16 protein-coding genes are annotated in these 24,010 nt (G+C 32.8%); 9 read left to right on the top strand and 7 right to left on the bottom strand.

From position 1 onward, the window contains the following. Window positions 1-3 precede the first annotated feature (3 nt). The 7 genes from PBN93_RS13750 to PBN93_RS13780 all read left to right on the top strand — a co-directional run bounded on the left by PBN93_RS13750 (window position 4) and on the right by PBN93_RS13780 (window position 10,842). The gene (locus PBN93_RS13750) at window positions 4-1,767 is read left to right on the top strand and encodes a hypothetical protein (RefSeq protein WP_077405665.1); all 1,764 of its coding nucleotides are present in this window, start codon (window positions 4-6) and stop codon (window positions 1,765-1,767) included. A gap of 409 nt (window positions 1,768-2,176) precedes the next feature. Next, the gene (gene ilvD / locus PBN93_RS13755) at window positions 2,177-3,853 is read left to right on the top strand and encodes a dihydroxy-acid dehydratase (protein ID WP_077405668.1); all 1,677 of its coding nucleotides are present in this window, start codon (window positions 2,177-2,179) and stop codon (window positions 3,851-3,853) included. 81 nt (window positions 3,854-3,934) lie between these two features. Further along, entirely contained in the window at window positions 3,935-5,668 is a 1,734-nt protein-coding gene (gene ilvB / locus PBN93_RS13760; protein WP_271080876.1) for a biosynthetic-type acetolactate synthase large subunit, read from the top strand. A 59-nt stretch (window positions 5,669-5,727) separates the two neighbouring features. Next, window positions 5,728-6,255, top strand: a complete 528-nt coding sequence (ilvN, locus tag PBN93_RS13765; protein ID WP_271080877.1) for an acetolactate synthase small subunit — start codon at window positions 5,728-5,730, stop codon at window positions 6,253-6,255. Window positions 6,256-6,301: 46 nt separating this feature from the next. Next, window positions 6,302-7,777 (top strand): ketol-acid reductoisomerase, encoded by a 1,476-nt coding sequence (gene ilvC, locus PBN93_RS13770; protein ID WP_077405675.1) that lies wholly within the window; start codon window positions 6,302-6,304, stop codon window positions 7,775-7,777. A 70-nt stretch (window positions 7,778-7,847) separates the two neighbouring features. Continuing rightward, on the top strand, window positions 7,848-9,098 hold the full coding sequence (gene ilvA / locus PBN93_RS13775; RefSeq protein ID WP_077405678.1) for a threonine ammonia-lyase IlvA: 1,251 nt from the start codon (window positions 7,848-7,850) through the stop codon (window positions 9,096-9,098). A 157-nt stretch (window positions 9,099-9,255) separates the two neighbouring features. Further along, complete coding sequence (locus PBN93_RS13780) at window positions 9,256-10,842, top strand: NADP-dependent glyceraldehyde-3-phosphate dehydrogenase (protein ID WP_077405681.1); 1,587 nt, start codon at window positions 9,256-9,258, stop codon at window positions 10,840-10,842. A 36-nt stretch (window positions 10,843-10,878) separates the two neighbouring features. On the opposite strand, the gene PBN93_RS13785 is transcribed toward PBN93_RS13780, so the two are convergent. After that, window positions 10,879-11,517 (bottom strand): hypothetical protein, encoded by a 639-nt coding sequence (locus PBN93_RS13785; protein WP_077405684.1) that lies wholly within the window; start codon window positions 11,515-11,517, stop codon window positions 10,879-10,881. A 112-nt stretch (window positions 11,518-11,629) separates the two neighbouring features. Continuing rightward, on the bottom strand, window positions 11,630-13,786 hold the full coding sequence (locus PBN93_RS13790) for a TonB-dependent receptor (RefSeq protein ID WP_271080878.1): 2,157 nt from the start codon (window positions 13,784-13,786) through the stop codon (window positions 11,630-11,632). A gap of 238 nt (window positions 13,787-14,024) precedes the next feature. Here PBN93_RS13790 and PBN93_RS13795 point away from each other — a divergent pair, with 238 nt between their 5' ends. Together PBN93_RS13795 and PBN93_RS13800 are read left to right on the top strand one after the other, a co-directional pair. Continuing rightward, window positions 14,025-15,200 (top strand): MFS transporter, encoded by a 1,176-nt coding sequence (locus tag PBN93_RS13795; RefSeq protein WP_271080879.1) that lies wholly within the window; start codon window positions 14,025-14,027, stop codon window positions 15,198-15,200. A gap of 83 nt (window positions 15,201-15,283) precedes the next feature. Further along, entirely contained in the window at window positions 15,284-16,864 is a 1,581-nt protein-coding gene (locus PBN93_RS13800) for a TPM domain-containing protein (RefSeq protein WP_077405693.1), read from the top strand. A gap of 67 nt (window positions 16,865-16,931) precedes the next feature. Here PBN93_RS13800 and leuB read toward each other — a convergent pair whose 3' ends face one another. The 5 genes from leuB to recG form a co-directional block, all read right to left on the bottom strand. After that, window positions 16,932-17,987: a 3-isopropylmalate dehydrogenase gene (gene leuB / locus PBN93_RS13805; protein WP_077405696.1), complete on the bottom strand. Its 1,056-nt coding sequence runs from the start codon at window positions 17,985-17,987 to the stop codon at window positions 16,932-16,934. Between the two features lie 38 nt (window positions 17,988-18,025). After that, window positions 18,026-19,543, bottom strand: a complete 1,518-nt coding sequence (locus PBN93_RS13810; protein WP_077405699.1) for an alpha-isopropylmalate synthase regulatory domain-containing protein — start codon at window positions 19,541-19,543, stop codon at window positions 18,026-18,028. A gap of 32 nt (window positions 19,544-19,575) precedes the next feature. Further along, the gene (gene leuD, locus PBN93_RS13815) at window positions 19,576-20,172 is read right to left on the bottom strand and encodes a 3-isopropylmalate dehydratase small subunit (protein WP_034643880.1); all 597 of its coding nucleotides are present in this window, start codon (window positions 20,170-20,172) and stop codon (window positions 19,576-19,578) included. A gap of 100 nt (window positions 20,173-20,272) precedes the next feature. After that, window positions 20,273-21,664 (bottom strand): 3-isopropylmalate dehydratase large subunit, encoded by a 1,392-nt coding sequence (gene leuC / locus PBN93_RS13820; protein ID WP_271080880.1) that lies wholly within the window; start codon window positions 21,662-21,664, stop codon window positions 20,273-20,275. Between the two features lie 145 nt (window positions 21,665-21,809). Further along, a complete protein-coding gene (recG, locus tag PBN93_RS13825) occupies window positions 21,810-23,915 on the bottom strand; it encodes an ATP-dependent DNA helicase RecG (RefSeq protein WP_077405708.1) in 2,106 nt (701 codons plus the stop codon). Between the last annotated feature and the right edge of the window lie 95 nt (window positions 23,916-24,010).

Here is a 24,010-nt window from a genome sequence, read left to right on the forward strand (position 1 = left end):
ATAATGAAAAAATTATACAAAGTTTTTATTTTTTGCCTTTTAGTTCATTTATCTAATAATCTACTTGGTCAACAAAATTACAAAACCAAAAGTGTTTCAAATGCTTTAAAAGAACAAGTCTATATTCATTACAATTCTAATTTACTGTTTGTTGGTGAGTATGCACATTATACAATGTATTGTACATATTTAAAAAATCAAAAACCTAGTGAAATCAGCAAAATTGGTTATGTTGATTTAATAGGGGAAGGTAATAAAGTTGTTGTTACTCAAAAAGTTTTTTTAAAAAATGGTATTGGTAGAGGAGATTTTTTTATACCAACTTCTGTTGCTAGTGGAAACTATAAAATTATTGGTTACACAAGTTGGATGAAAAATAACAAAGTGTCAGCATTTTTTTCAGGAGACATAATTATTATTAATCCTTATCAGGAAAACCAAAATATAAACTTTGTTTCAAAAACAAATATGCCTTCTAATACAGTAAAGTTTATTGGTGAAAATTTAAATAAAGGAGATTTAAATATAGAGTTTTCTAAAAATGCATACAACAAAAGGGCAAAAGTAACACTGCAACTATTTCCAGAACAAAAACATATAAACGGTACTTATTCTTTATCTGTTCATAAAACTAATGCAATTGTTTTAAATTCTCAGGAATATTCTAATAATTACAATTCCTTTAAGGATGAGATTAATCCATACGTACTGCTAAAAGAAGAAAAAGATATTACTTTACCAGAATTACGTGGAGAAATTATAGAGGGCAATATACAATCAATTAGTGATTCTATACCAATTAATAATATTTCGGTTTGTATCTCTATACCAAGCAAAAAAGGATATTTTTTTAAAAATTCTAAAACTAATAATTTGGGTGAATTTAAATTTATTATAGATAAAGAATACGACACCTCAAAAGCAATTATACAAGTATTTAATAAAAATAAAGAAAATTACACCATAAATATTAACAATCCTAAACCTGTAAATTTATCATCTCTAACCTATAAAAATCCGTCAATTCCTTTTTCCGCAAATAAAGAAATTAAAAAAAGAAGTATTCACAATCAAATAGAGAATGCATATTTTGAGCTTAAACCGGATTCTATTTTGGTAAAAGATAAAATTTTGCAATTTACTACAGAAAATAAACTTACTTACCAGTTAGATGATTATACTCGTTTTAAAACAGTAAAAGAAACATTGGTAGAAATAGTAAATAATGTCTGGTCTAAAAAAATTGGCGATGATAAATATATTTTCCAAGTTAGAATGGTAAATAGTAATAATGATTATTTTGATTATTCTAATATTAAAGCACTTGTAATTGTTGATGGTATTATGGTTCAGGATCATACAATACTAATGAATTATGATGCTAGAAATATAGATACTATTAGTATAGTAAGGAATAAGTATGTATATGGTGAGGAAATTTATGAAGGAATAATAGAAATTAATACAAAAAAAGGAGATTTTAAATTGCCTTACTCTAGTTTAGGTATTTTAAATTATAGCTTATCTCCTCCAACAAAACATTTAATCTATTATAAACCTGATTATGATAATTTAGAAAATAAAAAAAATATTCCAGATTTAAGATATCAATTACTTTGGCAACCATATATTAGTTTTGATACTAAAAACATTAAGAAGATAGAGTTTTACACATCAGATATTACAGGAGAATTTAAAGCAACTCTAAGAGGATTTACCAATGAGGGCGAAGACGTTTTTTTTGAAAAATATTTTACGGTAAATTAATTTCTCAAAAAAATTATTGTCAATAAATAAAATTTTTTTAATATTGCTATAACAATGAAAGCAAACAATATAATTATTATCGTATTAGTCATTATTATCTCTCTCGGGGGATGATGCGGTCTTATATTGATTTTAAGAAAAGCCTGTGTCATACTAAAATTGACACAGGCTTTTTTTTGTTTTTAACGTAACTAAAACCATAATACATTTAAACTATTAAAGTAAATAAAATAGCTGAATGTGATACATTTTAAGGTTTTAAAACACTGAATATCAGATTTTTAAATAAATATATAGTGAGTTGAATTTATACTAAAAAACATTGTTAAAAAAATGAAGAAAGTGAAAGAATTATATTTGAATAGTAAATTATATTCAATAAACAATAAGAATTACAAGATATAGCCAAATGGAGTTAAATAAGTACAGTAAAAATGTAACACAAGATCCAACACAACCTGCAGCACAAGCAATGTTGTACGGTATAGGTTTTAAAGATGAAGATTTTAATAAACCTATTGTGGGTATTGCAAGTACTGGTTACGAGGGTAATCCGTGTAATATGCATTTAAATGACTTGGCTAAAGAAGTTAAAGAAGGTGTAAATACAAACGAGTCTGTTGGTTTAATATTTAATACTATTGGCGTAAGTGATGGTATTTCTATGGGTACACCAGGAATGCGCTTTTCATTACCTTCAAGAGACATTATTGCAGATTCTATGGAAACTGTGGTACAAGGTATGTCTTATGATGGTTTGGTAACCGTTGTAGGTTGTGATAAAAATATGCCAGGTGCTCTAATGGCAATGATTCGTTTAAATAGACCATCTATTTTAGTTTATGGGGGTACAATTGCTTCCGGTTGCCATAATGATAGAAAACTAGATATTGTTTCTGCGTTTGAAGCTTGGGGAGAAAAGGTAGCTGGCACAATGCAGCAAGAGGAGTTTGGTTGTATCATTAAAAAAGCAATACCTGGTGCAGGTGCTTGTGGTGGTATGTACACAGCAAATACAATGGCTTCTGCTATAGAGGCGTTGGGTATGTCTTTACCATACAATTCTTCTAATCCTGCAATTGGTAAAGAAAAAAAACAAGAGTGTGTAGAGGCTGGTAAGCAAATGTATCATCTACTTAAAAATGATATTAAACCTTTAGACATTGTTACCAGAAAATCATTAGAAAATGCTATTCGCCTAGTTACAATTATGGGTGGTTCTACTAATGCAGTATTACACTTTTTAGCTATCGCAAGAGCAGCAGATATAGATTTTACGCTTCAGGATTTTCAAAAAATTAGTGATACCACACCTTTTATTGCAGACCTAAAACCTAGTGGTAAATATTTAATGGAAGATGTACACCGTATTGGTGGTATTCCGGCTGTGTTAAAATATTTATTAAAAAACGGATTATTACACGGTGACTGTTTAACTGTTACTGGTAAAACATTGGCAGAGAATTTAGAAAATGTGCCAGATTTAATAGAGGGACAAGATGTTATTCGTCCTCTAGAAAATCCAATAAAAGCAACAGGCCACTTACGTATGCTGTACGGTAATTTGGCAGAAAATGGTTCTGTAGCAAAAATTACAGGTAAAGAAGGATTATTATTTAAAGGTACAGCTAAAGTTTTTAATAGTGAGTATGATGCTAATGATGGTATTAGAGATGGTAAAGTTAAAAAGGGAGATGTAGTCGTCATTAGGTACGAGGGACCAAAAGGCGGACCAGGAATGCCAGAAATGCTTAAGCCAACAGCTGCAATTATGGGTGCTGGTTTGGGTAAAGATGTAGCCTTAATTACAGACGGTCGTTTCTCTGGAGGTACGCACGGTTTTGTTGTAGGTCATATTGCGCCAGAAGCCCAAGACGGTGGTACTATTGCTCTTGTAAAAGACGGTGATATTATTACAATAGATGCAGAAACTAATGCTATTAATGTAGATGTTACACCAGAAGAATTGGCTAAACGTAAAGCTAATTGGGTGGCTCCAGAATTAAAATTTAAAAAAGGTGTATTGTACAAGTACGCTCGTTCAGTATCATCTGCAGCCCAAGGTTGTGTTACAGATGAGTTTTAATAAAAAATAAAAAATTGAAAAAGTACTATTGTTTAAGCTCTAAAACAGGACAATAACACTTTTTACTTTAACTCTTTGAAAATGGAAACAGTAAAAGAACAAAAGACAACATCAAAAAATAATAAAACCATAAAAATTAGTGGAGCAGAAGCTATTATACATTGTTTATTAGCAGAGGGTGTAGATTTAATTTATGGTTATCCGGGTGGAGCAATTATGCCTGTTTATGACGAATTATACAAGTTTCAAGATAAACTAACACACATTCTTACTCGTCATGAGCAAGGAGCAACACACGCTGCACAAGGTTACGCAAGAGTTTCTGGTAAAGTAGGTGTTGCTATGGCAACTTCTGGTCCGGGAGCAACAAATTTGGTTACAGGATTGGCAGATGCCCAAATAGATTCTACTCCTATGGTATGTATTACAGGCCAAGTTCCAAGACATTTATTAGGTACAGATGCTTTTCAGGAGACTGATATTATAGGAATTTCTACTCCTGTAACTAAATGGAATTACCAAGTTACCAGAGCAGAAGAAATCCCAGAGATATTAGCAAAAGCCTTTTACATTGCCAGGTCGGGTAGACCAGGACCAGTACTTGTAGATATTACCAAAAATGCACAGTTTGATGAGTTAGATTTTACTTATGAAGCTTGTACAGGTGTACGAAGTTATAATCCGTATCCTAAAGTAGATGTTAACCAACTTAAAGCTGCTGCAGATTTAATAAATTCAGCAAAAAAACCATTTATAGTATTTGGTCAAGGTGTAATTTTAGGAGAAGCAGAAGAGCAATTAAAGAAGGTTATAGAAAAAACCGGTATTCCGGCTGCTTGGACAATTTTAGGTGTTGCAGCTTTAGATAGTGAACACCCTTTAAATGTTGGTATGGTTGGTATGCACGGTAATTATGCGCCTAATGTTTTAACTAATGAGTGCGATGTTCTAATTGCTATTGGTATGCGTTTTGATGATCGAGTAACAGGTAATTTAGATAGCTATGCTAAACAGGCTAAAATTATACATTTTGATATAGATCCGGCAGAAATAAACAAAAATGTTCCTACCGATGTTGCTGTACTGGGTAATGCTAAAGAAAGTTTAGAGACTCTAATTCCGCTATTAAATAATAATAAGCATACAGATTGGCACAATGTCTTCAAAGAAAAATATCAATTAGAGTATAGCACAGTTATAGAAAAAGATATTCATCCTACTAAAGAAAAATTAACAATGGGTGAGGTTATAGAGCAAATAAATGTTGCCTCTAATAACAGTGCCGTTATTGTTAGTGATGTTGGTCAGCACCAAATGATAGCTTGTAGATATGCTAAATTTAACCAGACAAAAAGTAATATTACATCTGGTGGTTTGGGTACTATGGGCTTTGCTTTACCTGCGGCTATAGGTGCAAAAATGGGAGCAATGAATAGAGAAGTTGTTGCAATAATAGGAGATGGAGGTTACCAAATGACAATACAAGAGTTGGGCGTAATTTTTCAGCATAACGTACCTGTAAAAATTATTGTTTTAAATAATGATCATTTAGGTATGGTACGCCAGTGGCAAGAGTTATTTTTTGATAAAAGATATGCGTCTACAGTAATGGTAAACCCAGATTTTGTAAAAATAGCAGAAGGGTACCATATAAAATCTAAACGAGTAAGTGAGCGTAGTGAGTTAAAATCTACTATAGAAGAAATGTTAGCTTCTAAAGATCCTTATTTTTTAGAGGTTAAAGTAGAAAAAGAAGATAACGTTTTTCCTATGATTCCTTCGGGTGCTTCAGTATCAGAAGTTAGGTTAAAATAAGTTTAATTAAAAAATTCCAAAATAGCTTTTGTGTAAAGTAATATTGGGGCAATAAAAAAATGGAAAATAATTGGTATACCATATCGGTTTATTCAGAAAACAACGTAGGGTTGTTAAACAGAATATCGGGCATATTTTTAAAACGACATATTAATATTGAGGCTTTAAATGTTTCTAAATCAGAAATTAACAGTGTTTCTAAATTCACTATTGTTGTAAACACAACAGAAAAATGGGTGCAGAACATTGTTGGTCAAATTGAAAAACAAGTAGAAGTAATTAAGGCTTTTTATCATAACGATGAAGAAATTATTTATCAAGAATCTGCTTTATTTAAAATTAAGTCAGATTTATTATTTGATGAACGTAATATTCAAAACATAATTAAAGAAAACAACTCGCAAATTGTAACGGTGGCCAGAGGTTTTTTTGTGATTTCTAAATCAGGAAAAAGAGAAGAAATAAATAAAATGCATGACCAGCTAGAACCTTACGGTATTATGCAATTTGTACGTTCTGGTAGAATTGCAGTGAGTAAAGCAGAAATGCGTATTAGTAGCTTATTAGAAGAATTTCAACATAATTAATTAATCATTCTCAGTTTAGATATTGAGAGAAAAAAGAGTACAGAAAATGTCAAATTATTTTAACACCTTATCATTAAGAGACAAATTAACCCAATTGGGTAAATGTAGATTTATGGATACTACAGAATTCTCTGATGGGGTAACAGCATTAAAAGGCAAAAAAATAGTAATTGTTGGCTGTGGAGCACAAGGTTTAAATCAGGGTTTAAATATGAGAGACTCTGGATTAGACATTTCTTATGCTTTGCGTGATGCTGCTATAAATGAAAAAAGAGCATCGTACAAAAACGCAACAGAAAATGGTTTTACTGTTGGTAATTATGAAGAATTAATACCAACGGCAGATTTAGTAATCAATCTTACACCAGACAAACAGCATACAAATGTTGTAAATACGGTAATGCCGTTAATGAAAAATGGTGCTACACTTTCATATTCTCACGGTTTTAATATTGTTGAAGAAGGCACCCAAGTGCGTAAAGATTTAACCGTAATAATGGTAGCTCCTAAGTCTCCAGGATCTGAGGTTCGTGAGGAGTATAAAAGAGGTTTTGGTGTGCCAACACTTATTGCTGTGCACCCAGAAAATGACCCAGAAGGTAAAGGTTTAGCACAAGCAAAAGCATATGCTGCTGCAACTGGAGGTCATAAGGCGGGTGTTTTAGAATCTTCTTTTGTAGCAGAAGTAAAGTCAGACCTTATGGGAGAACAAACTATTTTATGTGGTTTATTGCAAACAGGATCTATTCTTTGTTTTGATAAAATGGTTGAAGAAGGTATTGATGCTGGCTACGCATCTAAATTAATACAATACGGATGGGAAACTGTTACAGAAGGTCTTAAATATGGTGGAATTACTAATATGATGGATCGTTTGTCTAACCCAGCTAAAATAAAGGCTTTTGAATTGGCTGAAGAGCTAAAAGATATTATGCGTCCGTTATTCCAGAAACATATGGATGATATTATGGAAGGTGAGTTCTCTAAAACTATGATGGAAGACTGGGCTAACGGAGATAAAAACTTGCTAGATTGGCGCGCTGCTACAGGAGAAACTAATTTTGAAAAAACTCCTGCTGGTGATGTAGAAATTTCTGAGCAAGAATTTTATGATAATGGTGTATTAATGGTTGCTATGGTTAGAGCAGGTGTAGAGCTTGCTTTTGAAGCAATGACAGAATCTGGTATTATTGCAGAATCTGCATATTACGAGTCGTTACATGAAACACCACTTATTGCCAATACAATTGCCCGTAAAAAGTTATTTGAAATGAACAGAGTAATTTCGGATACTGCAGAATATGGTTGTTATTTATTTGATCATGCTTGTAAGCCTTTATTAAAAGATTTTATGGCTAAAGTAGATACCTCTATTATTGGCAAACCTTATGCTGCAAACGCAGGTAATGGTGTAGATAATGCTAAATTAATTGCTGTAAATAAAGCATTAAGAGAGCATCCGGTAGAAATTGTTGGTGCAAGATTAAGAGCATCTATGACTGCAATGAAACCTATAGTGTAAACCCAACTAAACTATTCTATAGCCTGTCTGGTTTTTTAGAAACTGGGCAGGTTTTTTTATTTTAACTAAAATGAATTATTTCCCAAATATAGAAGATATAAAAAATGCTGCACAAACCATAAGTGCAGTGGCAGATGTAACCCCTTTGTTAGAGAGTATCCGTTACTCTAAATTATTTAATACAAATATCCTTTTAAAAAGAGAAGATTTACATCGTGTTAGATCTTATAAAATTAGGGGAGCATTTAATAAAATTAGCTCTTTAAGTAATAAAGAAAGACAAAAAGGTGTTGTTTGTGCTAGTGCAGGCAATCACGCTCAAGGTGTAGCATTTGCGTGTAACCATTTAGGAATTAAAGGCACAATTTATATGCCATCGGTTACGCCAAAACAAAAGGTAGAGCAAACAGAAATGTTTGGAGGAGATTGGGTTACTATTGTTTTAGAAGGTGATACTTTTGACGATTCTTCTAAAGCTGCTCTTCAATTTTGTGAAGAACACCAAAAAGTTTTTGTACACCCTTTTAACGATCCAAAAACTATAGAGGGGCAAGCTACTGTTGGTTTAGAAGCCATTCATCAATCTAAAAAACCAATAGATTATATTTTTGTGGCTATTGGCGGTGGTGGTTTAGCTGCTGGTTTATGTGGTGTTTTTAAAGCGTTATCTCCTACTACTAAAATTATAGGAGTAGAGCCTGCTGGTGCACCATCTATGAAAACTAGTATAAAAAACGGAGTAAATACCGAACTAAAAGATATAGATAAATTTGTTGATGGTGCTGCAGTACAGCGCGTGGGCGATTTAACTTTTAATATTTGCAAGCAGTATTTAGACGATGTTATTACTGTGCCCGAAGGTAAAGTATGTCAAACTATTTTAGACTTGTACAACAGAGATGCTATTGTTGTAGAACCTGCGGGAGCTTTAACTATTGCAGCATTAGACCAATATGCAAAACAAATAGAAGGCAAAAATGTGGTTTGTGTTGTAAGCGGTAGTAATAATGATATTACAAGAACTGCAGAAATTAAAGAACGTGCTTTGTTATTTGCCAATTTAAAGCATTACTTTATAGTGCGTTTTCCGCAACGTCCTGGTGCTTTAAAAGAGTTTGTTGCAGAAATTTTAGGACCAACAGATGATATTACTCATTTTGAATATTCTAAAAAATCTAGTAAAGAAAATGCTCCTGCTGTAGTTGGTATAGAGTTAAAAAAACCTGAGGATTTAAAGCCATTAATTGCTAGAATGAAAGAAAATAATTTCTTTGGCGACTACTTAAATAATAAACCAGACCTGTTTCAATATTTAGTATAAAAAGACACATTTTACTAAATTTTTATTAAAAAATGAAATTGAAAACGTTTTCGTATTAAAAGCAATAAATATAATGGTTTATAACCTCTGTTTTAAGCGTAAGATTTAGTAAATTCACTATTCAAGATACTAGTAATAGTCTTTAAATTGATAAAAAATGAGTACAACAGTTATTCCTGAAGAATATAAAATAACCGAGTTAATAGAACAAAAAGAATACTTGGTTGGTGGTGATCTTAAAAAATGGAGCGGACCAACTACAGAAGTATTTTCTACAATATCATCTACAGAAGAATACAAACCTACATTATTAGGTAGTATTCCAGATATGGGAGAAGAAGAAGCTTTAGATGCATTAAATGCTGCTTTAAAGGCGTATGATCAAGGTCAAGGTGCTTGGCCAACTATGCGTGTTAAAGAGCGTATAGATTGTATGGAGAAGTTTGTAGAAAAAATGATTACTAAGCGTGATGAAGTTGTAAAACTTTTAATGTGGGAAATTGGTAAGTCTTTACCAGATTCTGAAAAGGAATTTGACCGTACAGTAATATATATTAAAGACACTATTGAAGACTATAAACAGTTAGATAGGGATGCGGCTAAGTTTCAAAAACACGATGGTGTTTATGCCCATATACGTAGAGGTCCTTTAGGTGTTGTACTTTGTTTAGGGCCTTACAATTACCCGTTAAACGAAACTTTTGCATTACTTATTCCTGCAATAATAATGGGGAATACTACAATATTTAAACCTGCTAAACACGGTGTTTTATTAATTACTCCTTTGTTAGAGGCTTTTCAATCATCTTTCCCAAATGGTGTTGTAAATATTATTTTTGGTAGAGGTAGAGCTGTAGCTAGTCCTATTATGAAAACAGGTAAAGTAGATGTACTTGCTTTAATTGGTAATAGTAAATCTGCAAATGCTTTACAAGACCAGCACCCAAAAAGTAACAGATTGCGTTTGGTTTTAGGTTTAGAAGCTAAAAACCCTGCAATTATTTTACCAGATGCAGATTTAGATTTAACTATAGATGAATGTATTGCTGGTACATTATCTTTTAACGGTCAGCGTTGTACAGCTCTTAAAGTTGTATATGTACATGAAAGTATTGCAGATGAGTTTAACAAACGTTTTGCTAAACGTGTAGACGAACTTAAATTTGGTAACCCTTGGGATAACGGAGCAAAACTTACACCATTACCAGAGCCTAATAAACCTGCATATATACAAGAACTTATAGATGATGCTAAAGCAAAAGGGGCATCAATTTTAAATAAAAAAGGAGGCGAAACTACAGATAATTACATATGGCCAGCAGTTTTATACCCTGTTTCTAAAGACATGCGTGTGTACCAAGAGGAGCAATTTGGACCAGTAGTGCCTGTTGTTTCTTTTAGTAATATCGAAGAACCTTTAGATGATATGGCTGCGTCTAATTACGGACAGCAAGTAAGTTTATTTGGTAAAGATGTATACACATTAGCTCCGTTAATAGATACTTTGGTAAACTTGGTATGTAGGGTTAACTTAAATAGCTCTTGCCAAAGAGGTCCAGATGTTTACCCTTTTACCGGCCGTAAAGACTCTGCACAAGCAACTTTAAGTGTACATGATGCTTTACGTTCTTTCTCTGTACGTACGTTTGTAGCGTCTAAAGACAATGATATTAATAATGAAATTATAGAACAATTGTTAGAGACTAGATTGTCTAACTTTATTAGCACAGATTATATTTTATAAGACCTATAGTTTTAAGTTATATAAAAATCCTCTCAATTAATTTTGAGAGGATTTTTTTTCACAGTTTTCTAATATTTCTTTAGCTCTTTCTAAACCACTATACGGGTAAAATTTAATGGTTTGTTCTTCTTTTTTAAATAATTCTATAGCTTTTTTTACATCTTTACAAAACGGTTCTAGTGGTTGTCCAAAGAACTTTGCTGCTCCCATATCCCATTCTGCTTTACCTAAAACTACTCTTGGGTTATTTGGTGCAATTGCTAATGCTTTGTTATAAATAGCTACGTTTTTACCAGATAATGTCATTCCGTATTTTTGTCCGTCAAAAGCAATATATGCTGTGTTTAGTAACGCATATGACATTAATATTTCTGGGTTATTTTCAGATAATTTGTCAGCAGCATCTAATAACGTTTTTGCTTTGTTTAGTTTAGCAGTTAGTTCTGCTTCATCTTTTATGTCAAAAGCACTTATAATTTCTACGGTAGCTGCATAATATGGCGGTAACCAATTGTCTTTTTCTACACTAGAAATACGCTCAAACATTTGCACTGCTTTTGCACTCTCGTTATTTTTCCATAGCTCAAAAGCTTTGGTCATTCCTTTTTCATACTGTGTTTGTGCACTTAAACTTGTTACACATATAAAGGCTAATAATATGGCAATCTTTTTCATTTTTTTAAGGTTTTATATTGTTATTTATTTCTTTGTTCAAATATCATAACCTTTGGCTAGTTATGCATTTTTATGTTACTCAGCTGTAGTTTTAAGTAGCTGAAATGTATATTTATAAATTGTCTAACTGGTTATCTTTTTTATTATCACTAATGGTCCAAAAGAAACCAACAAAAAAGAAACGGTCAGCAGCTGGTTTAATAGTTCTGCTTTCAAAAATGCCGTTGGTATTTGCTTGGTTTTTAAATTGATAGCCGTTTACATTTTGAGTACCAAATACATTGCTAACAGAAAAATAAAGTATTTTTTGTGGACTAATTAAGTATGCCCAATTGGCATTTACAGCATTGTAATTTTTTGCTTTACTATTTAAAAAACCACTTTTATTTGGGTCTGTATAGTTACGCCCAGAAGCAAAATTATAGCTTAATCCAACCTGACTTTTTAAATCGCTAATAAAATGTTTTAGAACTACTGAAGCGTTGTGTTGCGATGCAAAACTAGGTGTAGCTCTGGTCGGATAATTTTTATAGTCTCGTTCCGTATCTAAATACGAATAAGACACCCAGTATTCTGTATTTTTAATAGTTTTATTATCTCTCCAAAATATATCTAAACCCTTAGCAAAACCACCACCATTATTGCTATAGTTTGCTGTTGGTAGTGGTTGCTCTGTGTTGTATTTAACAAGCTTGTTATAATCTTTGTAATAAGCTTCAGCCCTAAATATTTGCTTGTTTTTTACATATTGATAATTGGCAATTAAATGTGATGTATTTTCTGCAGAAAAATTGGTGTTAAATTTTAAATATTCATTTTTAGGGTTTTGGTAAAATTGCCCATATGCTAATGATACCTGAGAATTAGCACCAGATTTATATGCTACAGAAGCTCTAGGTGAGGCGGTAAATTCATTTAATAAACTAGAATACTCGCCGCGTAAACCTATGTTCGCTGCCAGTTTTTTAGAGAAGAAAATATTTGCTTCTGCAAAAGATGCAGTTATATTGTTATTAAACGTATAATTATAAGTATCCTCATTTAATGCAGTATAGTCTTCATTAAAACTTGTAATAAAATATTCTGCTCCAAAATTTAAACGAAATCTGCTGTTGTAAAATTTACTTAACTTTAATTTTAAATGAGCAGCGTTTTCTGTGTCTTGTACACTATCGTCTATAATATCTAAATCAGAATAATCATTGGCATAAGACAAGCCAGTTTGTATGCTCCAATCATTTTTTAAAAAGTCTTTATAGGATGCATTAAAATATAAATTTCTATTTTTCATACCAAAACGTATACCTTCTTGTATGTTTATATCTTGTTGTGTTACATCAAAATTTACAGTGCTAAATGCTCCATATAGCTTAAGTAAACCATTAGTATTAATTTTATGTCTGTATACAGCTTCACCACCAAAAGACTGTACCGGTTTATGCCATTCATTATTGTCTGGGTAAAGCTCTTGGTACGGTTGTAAGTTTATGTATGATGCATTTATACTAAGTGAATTTTTTTTCCACTTTTGTGTATTTCCTATACCTAAACCAACAGTCATTAAAGATATGTCTGTACGTTCTTCCTCTGGCTCATCAATACTATTTAAAAGTAAAACACTAGATAATGCTTGTCCGTATTCTGCCGAATAACCACCAGTAGAAAAAGTAATACCTTTAAATAAAAAAGGAGATAGTCTACCTCTTGTAGGTATACTATTTGCTGTAGGTGAGTATGGACTAAATACGCGCATGCCATCTACAAAAATTTGTGTCTCTTCGGCATCACCACCGCGTACAAACAAGCGTCCATCTTCTGCAACGTTAGAGGTGCCTGGTAAGGTTTGTAAAGCTCCAACAAAATCACCCATAGCGCCAGCTGTAGTAACAACATCTAACGGTTTTAATGCTGTAACTTTTGCATTTTCACCTGCTTTAAAAGCGCCTGCGTTAACAATTACAGCATCTAAAGTATTTACATCTTCTTTAAGTTTTATTGTTAAATTTTGTAAATTTTTAACCAAGTTAGTTGTACTATAAGTTTCAAAAGAAATAAAGGATACTATTAAAGTTTGTTCTCCTGTTTCTTCAGTGGTAAATGTAAATGTTCCATTGTCTATAGTTGCAGTACCATCATAAGTACCATCTAAATACACATTGGCACCACTAATAGGCGCTCCTTTTTTATCTGTTACAATACCACTTATGGTTGTTTGTGCAAATAAAGAACAAGTTGTAAGCACAAAGAGTAAAAAAAATAGTTGTTTCATTTTAAAAAAAGTTTAAATGTTTTTTGTTGATTGATGAAGCAAATGTCTATTAGTGAGAGTTATTCTGACAAAAAGAAATACCCAATTGTAGAATTTTACAGACCAGTTGTTTTTTATATATTAATTAACATAAATGTGTTAATACTGCATACAAGATTGGGTAGTATTCTAGTTACCTTTGTTTGCTTATTTCATCTAAAAAGAGCTATCTAGCTACTATAGAAAGACCTAGAAAAAAATGAGCACGAAAAAAATGAACAAAAAGGCGTTAATAGCTTTAGCAATAGGCGGTTTTGGCATAGGAATGACGGAGTTTGTTATTATGGGAATTTTGCCAGATGTAGCAAATGCACTACACATAACAATACCAGAGGCTGGTCATTTTATTGCTATTTATGCATTAGGTGTTGTTGTTGGCGCACCAATACTCTCTAGTCTTGGCAGTAAGTGGCCGTCTCATAAAATGTTATTAGGTTTAATGCTGTGGTTTACAGTTTTTAATACACTGTCTGCTTTTGCAGATAATTATACGTCGTTACTAATTTTTAGGTTTTTATCTGGCTTACCACACGGTGCTTTTTTTGGCATAGGGGCTGTTGTAGCAGGTAAATTGGCTGCCCCTGGTAAAGAACCTCAAGCAATGGCAATTATGTTTGCGGGGCTAACTATAGCTAATGTTATTGGTGTACCAATAGGTACATATTTTGGACATCATTTTAGTTGGAATGTAGCTTTTATGATGGTAGGTGTTGTAGGTATATTGGCAATGGTAACCGTTTATTTTTGGATGCCCACGCTACAACCTGCTTCTAAGGTAAGCATTAAAGAAGATTTTAAGATTTTTAAAAGAGTAGAACTTTGGGTTTTAATACTACTTACGACCATAGGTACAGGTGGCTTTTTTGCTTGGTACAGTTATATAGCACCGTTAATAACTGATGTTACTAAATACCCAGAGTATATGATTGGCTATGCTATGATTTTAGCTGGTTTAGGTATGGTAGCTGGTAATTTTTTGGGAGCAAAACTAACAGAAAAGCTATCCCCAATGCGAGCTGTAATTACAAGCTTAGGCTTAATGGCAACTGTTTTAATAATTAATGCATTAGTGGCTGCTAGTCCGGTTTTAGTTTTAATACTTACATTTATTATTGGCGCAATTTCTTTTAGTGTGGTAACACCTTTACAAATGGCAATTATTAATGCCTCTAAAGGATCAGAAATGTTAGGTTCGTCTATGAACCAAAGTGCATTTAATATGGGTAACGCTTCTGGTGCGTTTTTAGCAGGCTTACCTATTGCAATGGGATATAGTGTGGTATCTTCTAGTTATGTAGGGGCTGTGTTAGCTAGTACAGGAGTATTAATGGCTGTAGGAATTGTAATTAGTAGAAGACAAAAAAGAAAATCATAGATCAGTAATGATCAACACCTAAATAATTTTAGTTTGCTTGCCTTACTTTTTATTTCTAGTTTAGTTTGATATAATACTAACTTATGATATTCAAACACTATTGCTATTTCTTTTTGTTTCTTTTATTAGTTACATCTTGTAAAGACCAAAACAAAGAGGAAATAGATTATTCTGCAATTGAAGAAGCAGTAATTTATGATGATTCAATTGATGAAATAGTTATAGAGTTAAACACAATTGAAGAAAAGGAAGAAGGGAAAGTTGAAGTTGCTGAAAATGAAGATTATATAACAAATGTAGAAATACCTGAAGAAATAGTTGAGAATGTAGCTTCTGATGAAGCAACACTAACTAAACAAACTAACGGGCCTTACAAATATCCTGTTTTTACGGCGCCAACATATTCAAATAGGGAAATAGATTATTACTCTATATTAGAAATTCCTAAACCTAGAGGAGAGGGTGTTTTAGGCTACGTATCTGATCCTGATGGTTATATTTCTGCTATTTACGAAGAAGAAATTAATAAAGTATTATTTGAGTTAGAAAGGAATACATCTGCAGAAGTTGCCATTGTTGTTGTTAAAAGTATAGGTGATGAAATACCTAAAAAATTTGCGACAAAACTTTTTAATAAATGGGGAATTGGCAAAGCTGATAAAGACAACGGCTTGCTAATTTTAACGGTAATAGACCAGCGTAGAACCGAGTTTGAGACGGGTTATGGCTTAGAGGCTGTATTAACAGATAATATTTGTTACAGAATTGGTACAGATGAAATTGTTCCGTTTTTTAAAGAAGGTAATTATGGAGAGGGACTTTTAAAGGCGGTAGACAGGGTTAAAGAATTTTTAGAAAATCCAGATGCTATAGATTACATATATTCTAATGATATTACCTATGAAGTAGATAATGGCGATTCTGCATTTTTATTATTTATAGACGACATACTAGCAATAAACAAATGGGTTCTTTTTTCAGTACTATATGTATTTTTCTTAATTTTTCTTACCATTTATTATTCTCTTAAAATTAAATTTATAGATGCATCTAAAGAAGATTATTATGATAAATATAATAGTCTTAAAAAAGTTGAAATAGGATGTTTTGCGTTCTTATTTCCTTTTCCGTTATGGGGAATAAACGAAACTATAAAGACAAGGTTAAAGCAGTATAGGTACGACCCAAGATTTAGTAAGGTAAATGGTAAACCTTTAATTTTATTAGATTCTAAGAAAGAAAGAGATTTTTTAAAAGAAGGTGAAATAGTAGAAGAAAATATAAATTCTGTAGATTATGATGTTTGGGTAACAGAAGATAAAAGTGATATTTTAATATTGAAATATGATGGTAATTCTAGTAGAAAATACTCAAAATGTTACCAATGTAATTATAAGACTAAAGGAAAAACAAGGTCTGTAGTTACTAAAAGGCCAACTTATGATAGAGAAGGAGAGCGTGTAGACTATTACGAATGTAAAAATTGTAATGATAAAACATCTAACATAGCTATTTTAGCTAAATTGGTAAGAGAAAGCTCTAGTTCATCAAGCAGTTCTAGTTCCTCAAGTAGTAGTTATTCTTCATCATCTTCTTCCTCTTCATCATCTTCAAGCTTTGGCGGTGGTAGATCTGGTGGTGGTGGTAGCGGAGTTAGCTGGTAATAAATAAAATAAAAGCCTCTAATAATACATTTAGAGGCTTTTAAACTACTATATAATTGTACTAAGATTATACGTTTTTAGCTAACCAATCTCCAACTTCACTGGTTTTGTATGCTTTTGCTCCTTCAGATAAATCTTCAGTAACAATACCTTCGGCTAAAGATTTGTTTACAACATCTCTTATAGCTTGTGCTTCTTCAACCAATTTAAAATCTTCAAATAACATTGCGGCAGATAAAACTGTTGCTAAAGGGTTTGCAATATCTTTACCAGCTGCTTGCGGATATGATCCGTGTATAGGTTCATATAACTTTGCTTTTTCACCTACAGATGCAGATGGCATTAATCCCATAGAGCCAGATATAACAGAAGCTTCATCAGTTAAAATATCACCAAAAAGATTTTCAGTAATCATAACATCATAAGAGTTTGGCCATTGTACCAAACGCATTGCCACAGCATCTACAAACTCATAAGAAACTTCTACCTCTGGGTATTCTTTTTCCATTGCTTGTACAGTTTCTCTCCATAATCTAGAAGATTCTAAAACATTTGCTTTATCTACGCAACAAAGCTTTTTAGAACGCGTCATAGCCAATTCAAATCCTTTTTTAGCCAAACGTTGTACTTCTGCTCTTGTGTATGTACAAGTATCAAAAGCAGTATCGCCATTGTCTTTACGTCCGCGTTCTCCAAAATAAATTCCGCCCGTAAGTTCTCTTAAAATAATAAGATCTGTACCTTCTATACGCTCTCTTTTTAAGGGAGATTTATCTATTAAAGAAGGAAATGTAAATGTTGGTCTAACATTAGCAAACAAACCTAATTTTTGTCTCATTTTAAGCAAACCTTGTTCTGGTCTTACTTTGGCAGATGGGTCATTGTCAAACCTAGGATGACCAATAGCACCAAACAAGACAGCATCTGCAGCTTCGCAAATAGCATGTGTTTCATCTGGGTAAGGTTCTCCAACTGCGTCAATGGCTGCAGCACCCGTTAATGCTGGTGTCCAATTAATTTCATGATTAAACTTCTTTGCAATAGCATTAGATACTTTTACTGCTTGGTCTATTACTTCTGGACCAATACCGTCTCCTGCTAATAGTGCTATATTTAATTTCATAAGTATATTTTTCTCTTTAATTTATTATTTTAATTCTGCTAAATAATGTTCAACATTTTTTCTGTTGCTTTTATTGCCGATACAGTTTGGTCTGAATCTAAACCTCGTGTTTTAAATTCATTTTCTCCATTTTGCCATGTAATAATGGTTTCACAAAGTGCGTCAGAATTACTGCCAGGTGGTATACGCACAGCATAATCTATTAATTTAGGAAGCTGAATTTTTTTAGTTTTAAAAATTTTGGTAACTGCATTCATAAAAGCATCAAATTGTCCGTCTCCCTGCGCATTTTCTTCAAACAATTCATTTTCTATTTCTACGGCAACCGTTGTGCTTGGTTTTAAGCCCTTAGAATGGGTAAGCACATAGCTTTTTACAATAACTTTATCTTGGTAACTATCACTATCAAGAACATCAGAAATTATATAAGGTAAATCCTCTTTAGTTACTTTTTCCTTTTTATCACCCAACTCAATAATTCGTTGTGTAACTTTTCCTAAATCATCATCATTTAGTGTAAGACCTAGCTCTTGTAAGTTTTTTAAAATATTAGCCTTGCCAGATGTTTTTCCTAAGGCATATTGTCTTTTTCTACCAAAACGCTCAGGAAGCAAATCATTAAAATAAAGATTCTTTTTGCTATCGCCATCTGCATGAATACCTGCGGTTTGTGTAAACACATTTTCGCCAACAATAGGTTTGTTTGCAGGAATACCAAAACCAGTAAATGTAGATACTAGTCTGCTTACCTTGTATAAAGATGTTTCTTTTAAATCAATTTCTACATCAGGTAAAAAATCATTAATTACCGCAACAACACTTGCCATTGGTGCGTTACCGGCACGTTCTCCCATACCGTTAATGGTTAGGTGTAAACCGTGACAACCAGCTTTAATAGCCTCCATTACGTTAGCAACACTTAAATCATAATCGTTATGACCGTGAAAATCAAAATGAAGGTTTGGGTATTTTTTTACCAGTTCTGAGATGTACGTAAATGTTTCAGTGTGTGTTAGTACACCTAATGTGTCTGGTAATAAAACTCTTTTTATAGGTTGATGAGATAAAAAATCTAAAAACTGATACACATATGCTTTAGAATTTCGCATACCGTTGCTCCAATCTTCTAAATATACATTTGTTTCTATTTGATGATTTTGAGCAAGAAGAATAGTTTCTTTAATTTCTTTAAAGTGCTGTTCTGGTGTTTTTTTTAACTGATGAGTTAAATGATTTAAAGATCCTTTGGTTAATAAGTTTTGCACTTTAGCACCAGCATCTTGCATCCATTTAATAGATACACCTTTATCTACAAAAGTTAAAACCTCTACATTGTTAATGTAGTTGTGTACAGTTGCCCAACTTGTAATTTGTTGTACAGCTTGCAGTTCACCATCAGACACACGTGCAGATGCAACTTCAATCCTATCAACCTTTAACTCTTCTAATAATAATTTAGCAAGAGTTAATTTTTCAGAAACAGAAAAGGACACTCCAGAGGTTTGTTCACCATCACGGAGTGTGGTATCCATTATTTCAATCTTTCTTTTCATTATAGTATTGGCGGGTTATTCTGGTACGTATTAAATTACAAAGGAGTATTTTCAGCAAAAGCTGTAATTTCTTCTTTCATATTTAACAGGTAGTCAATATCATCAAAACCATTAAGCATATTTTCTTTTTTATACGCATTAATGTCAAAAGATTCTTTGTCGCCAGTATTAACAATAGTAATTGTTTGTTCTTGTAAATTTACCTCTACTTGTGAGTCAGCGTCTTTTTCTGTCTCTGCAAATATTTTTTCTAAAAATTCAGGAGAAACCTGTACAGGTAATACACCAACGTTTAAACAGTTGTTTCTAAAAATATCTGCAAAAAAACTAGATACTACACATCTAAAACCATAGTCATATACAGCCCAAGCTGCGTGCTCACGAGAAGAACCAGAACCAAAGTTTTTACCACCAACTAGTATTTTACCAGAGTATTTATCTTGGTTTAAAACAAAATCTTTTTTAGGAGAATTGTCCGCATTGTAGCGCCAATCTCTAAATAAATTATCTCCAAAACCTTTACGTTCTGTAGCTTTTAAAAATCTTGCTGGTATAATTTGGTCGGTATCAACGTTTTCTATTGGTAGCGGAACAACACTACTTTTTAGGATATTAAATTTATCGTATGCCATTTTAAATTTAGTTTTTATCAATAGCTATTGGCCATTGTAATATTTTAAATATTGTTTTTAAGCTTTAAATTGAGAGTTAAACTATATAATCTCATACGGTTTATAGCAATTCTCTAGGGTCTGTAACCTTACCTGTTACTGCAGCAGCGGCAGCTACTAAAGGGGAAGCTAACAATGTTCTAGATCCAGGACCTTGCCTACCTTCAAAATTTCTGTTAGATGTACTTACGGCATATTTACCAGCTGGTACTTTATCATCATTCATAGCTAAACACGCAGAACAACCAGGTTCTCTTAACTCAAAACCAGCAGCTGTTAAAATATCTAATAAACCTTCTTCTTTAATAGCTGCTTCTACTTTATGCGAGCCCGGCACCAACCACGCAGTTACATTTGGCGCTTTTTGCTTGCCTTTTACAATTTCTGTAAAAGCTCTAAAATCTTCAATTCTTCCGTTAGTACAGCTTCCTAAAAACACAAAGTCAATTGGCTTACCAATCATAGAATCTCCTTCATTAAAAGCCATATATTGTAAAGACTTTTTATAGGTAGATACACCACCCTCTAAACTCTCTGCAGTTGGTATATCTTTGCCAATACCCATTCCCATACCAGGATTAGTACCATAGGTAATCATAGGTTCTATATCTGCTCCTTTAAAAGTAAGTTCTTTATCAAATGTAGCGTCTTCTTCTGTGTATAAAGTATCCCAGTATGCTTTTGCTTTATCCCAAGCAGCACCAGTTGGTGTAAACTCTCTTCCTTTAACGTATTCTAATGTTTTTTCGTCAGGAGCAATCATACCTCCACGGGCACCCATTTCTATACTAAGGTTACAAACCGTCATACGGCCTTCCATAGTCATATTTTTAAATACATCACCTGCGTATTCTACAAAGTAGCCTGTAGCACCAGATGTGGTAAGTTGAGATATAATGTATAAAGCAACGTCTTTAGGTGTTACCCCTTTATTTAGGTTACCCACAACGTTAATACGCATACTTTTTGGTTTAGGTTGCATAATACATTGTGTAGCTAAAACCATTTCTACCTCAGATGTTCCAATACCAAATGCAATAGCGCCAAAGGCACCGTGTGTAGACGTGTGTGAGTCTCCACAAACAATAGTGGCTCCTGGTTGTGTAATACCATATTCTGGACCAACAACGTGTACAATACCGTTTTTTTCATGACCTAATCCCCAATAACTAATACCGTGAGCTTTAGAGTTTTCTTCTAATGCTTTTAATTGGTTAGCAGATAAAGGATCTTTAACGGGTAAGTGCTGATTAATAGTTGGTGTGTTATGATCCGCAGTAGCAAATGTTTTTTCTGGGTGTTTTACGCCAATATTTCTACTTTTTAATCCTAAAAAAGCAACCGGACTAGTAACTTCATGTATCATATGGCGATCTATAAAAAGAACATCTGGTCCGTTTTCTATTTTTCTTACTACGTGGGAATCCCACACCTTGTCAAACAGTGTTTTCATGTATTATTTATTTTCATCTTAGTTTAGCAAAAGAATAGGGTAGTTTTACTCTAATCTTGTTTTACAAACCGTGTAAAACCTCTAACTCTCAAAAATAAAGAATACCATAAATTAATTGTTAAAAGATGATTTTAAATTACGATGTTCAACTTATGTAGGTCCATATGTTTTTATGCTTTACAAGTTGCGCGTAAGCTTGTGAAACCACGTTATTATTGGGGTGGCTAAGGCTAGGGTCTTCTTTTAAAATTTTAATAGCATAATGCCTAGCTGTTTGTAAAATGTCATTATCTTTTACAATATCTGCTATTTTAAGATTTAAAACTCCACTTTGTTGTGTACCCATAATGTCTCCTGGACCGCGTAGTTTTAAATCTACCTCTGCAATTTCAAAACCATCATTGGTGCGTACCATAGTTTCTAGTCTTGTTTTTGCGTCTTCAGATAGTTTATGACCAGTCATTAAAATGCAATAACTTTGGTCTGCACCTCTACCAACTCTGCCACGCAATTGGTGTAATTGAGATAGGCCAAAACGTTCTGCACTTTCTATAATCATTACAGATGCATTGGGTACGTTTACACCAACCTCTATAACAGTTGTGGCAACCATAATTTGAGTTTCTCCTTTAATAAAGCGTTGCATTTCAAACTCTTTATCATCTGGTTTCATTTGCCCGTGTACAATAGATATTTGGTATTTTGGAGCCGGAAAATCTCTAGCAATACTCTCATAACCATCCATTAAATCTTTATAATCTAAAGCTTCAGATTCTTTTATTAATGGATATACTACATACACTTGTCTTCCTATATTTATTTCATCTTTTAAAAATCTAAAAACTTTTAAACGGTTTGCATCAAACCTATGCACAGTTTTTATTGGTTTACGTCCTGGTGGTAGTTCATCTATTACAGAAATGTCTAAATCACCATACAAACTCATAGCTAATGTTCTAGGGATTGGTGTGGCCGTCATTACCAAAATATGAGGAGGCATTGTGTTTTTACGCCATAATTTTGCGCGTTGCGCTACTCCAAATCTATGTTGCTCATCTATAATTGCTAGTCCTAAATTTTTATACTGTACTTTGTCTTCTAAAAGTGCGTGAGTGCCAATTAAAATGTGTAAGTCGCCACTCTCTAGTTCTTCATGTATAATTCTTCGGGCCGATTTTTTTACAGAACCTGTTAGTAAAGATACTTTAATATTTAAACCTTGTAACAACTCCGTTATTCCGTTGTAATGTTGCGTGGCTAAAATTTCTGTAGGTGCCATTAAACACGCCTGAAAACCATTGTCTAAAGCCAATAACATTGTCATTAATGCCACAATGGTTTTACCAGAGCCAACGTCTCCTTGTAAAAGTCTATTCATTTGTGCGTTACTACCCAAATCTGCCCTAATTTCTTTTACAACACGTTTTTGAGCATTGGTAAGCTCAAAAGGTAAATAATTATTATAAAAGTCACTAAAATAGGTGCCAACAGCGTTAAAAGGAAAGCCTTTAATTTTATTTTTACGCACCATTTTTTTAGCAATAAGTTGTAATTGTATATAAAACAACTCTTCAAACTTTAGCCTAAATTGTGCTTTTGCTAAATCTTGCTGACTTTTAGGGAAGTGTATATTCAGTAACGCATCACTTTTACTTATTAATTTTAAATCTTTTAATACACTAGCAGGTAAAGTTTCTACAAACTGTACTTTTGTATCTATAAATAACTGCTGTAAAAGTTTGCTTGTTACTTTATTTGTAATGCCTTTGTTAGTTAGTTTTTCTGATGAAGGGTATATAGGCTGCATGCTAACTTTAAGCCCCTTTTTGTGGTCTTCTAATAATTCCATTTCTGGGTGAGGCATAGAAAATGTACCATTAAACCAATTTGTTTTGCCATAAATTACATAAGGCACATTTAGTTTAATATTTTCTTTAATCCATTTTTGGCCTCTAAACCAAACTAGTTCCATTTTACCTGTATCATCTACAAAAGTGGCAACTAGCCTTTTTCCTCTTTTTTGTTCTACAGCTTTTAAATGTATAATTTTACCAATTACTTGTACCTCTGCACTGTTGCGCTGTAACTGACTAATTTTATAGTATTGGGTTTTATCCAGATACCTGTTAGGAAAAAGATTAAGTAAATCCTGATAGGTATATACACCCAACTCACTCTGTAGGGTTTGGGCTCTACTTGGCCCAACACCTTTTAGGTATGCAATAGGAGTTTGTAAATAATTAGGATTCATAGGACTAAAATAAACCGAATCTGAACAACCACAAAAGATGAAAATGCTTATTTTGGTTGAAAATTAAAAAGATGATTTTTTTTAGATACTTTATA

The organism is Cellulophaga omnivescoria, assembly GCF_027915275.1.
Lineage (GTDB): Bacteria > Bacteroidota > Bacteroidia > Flavobacteriales > Flavobacteriaceae > Cellulophaga > Cellulophaga omnivescoria.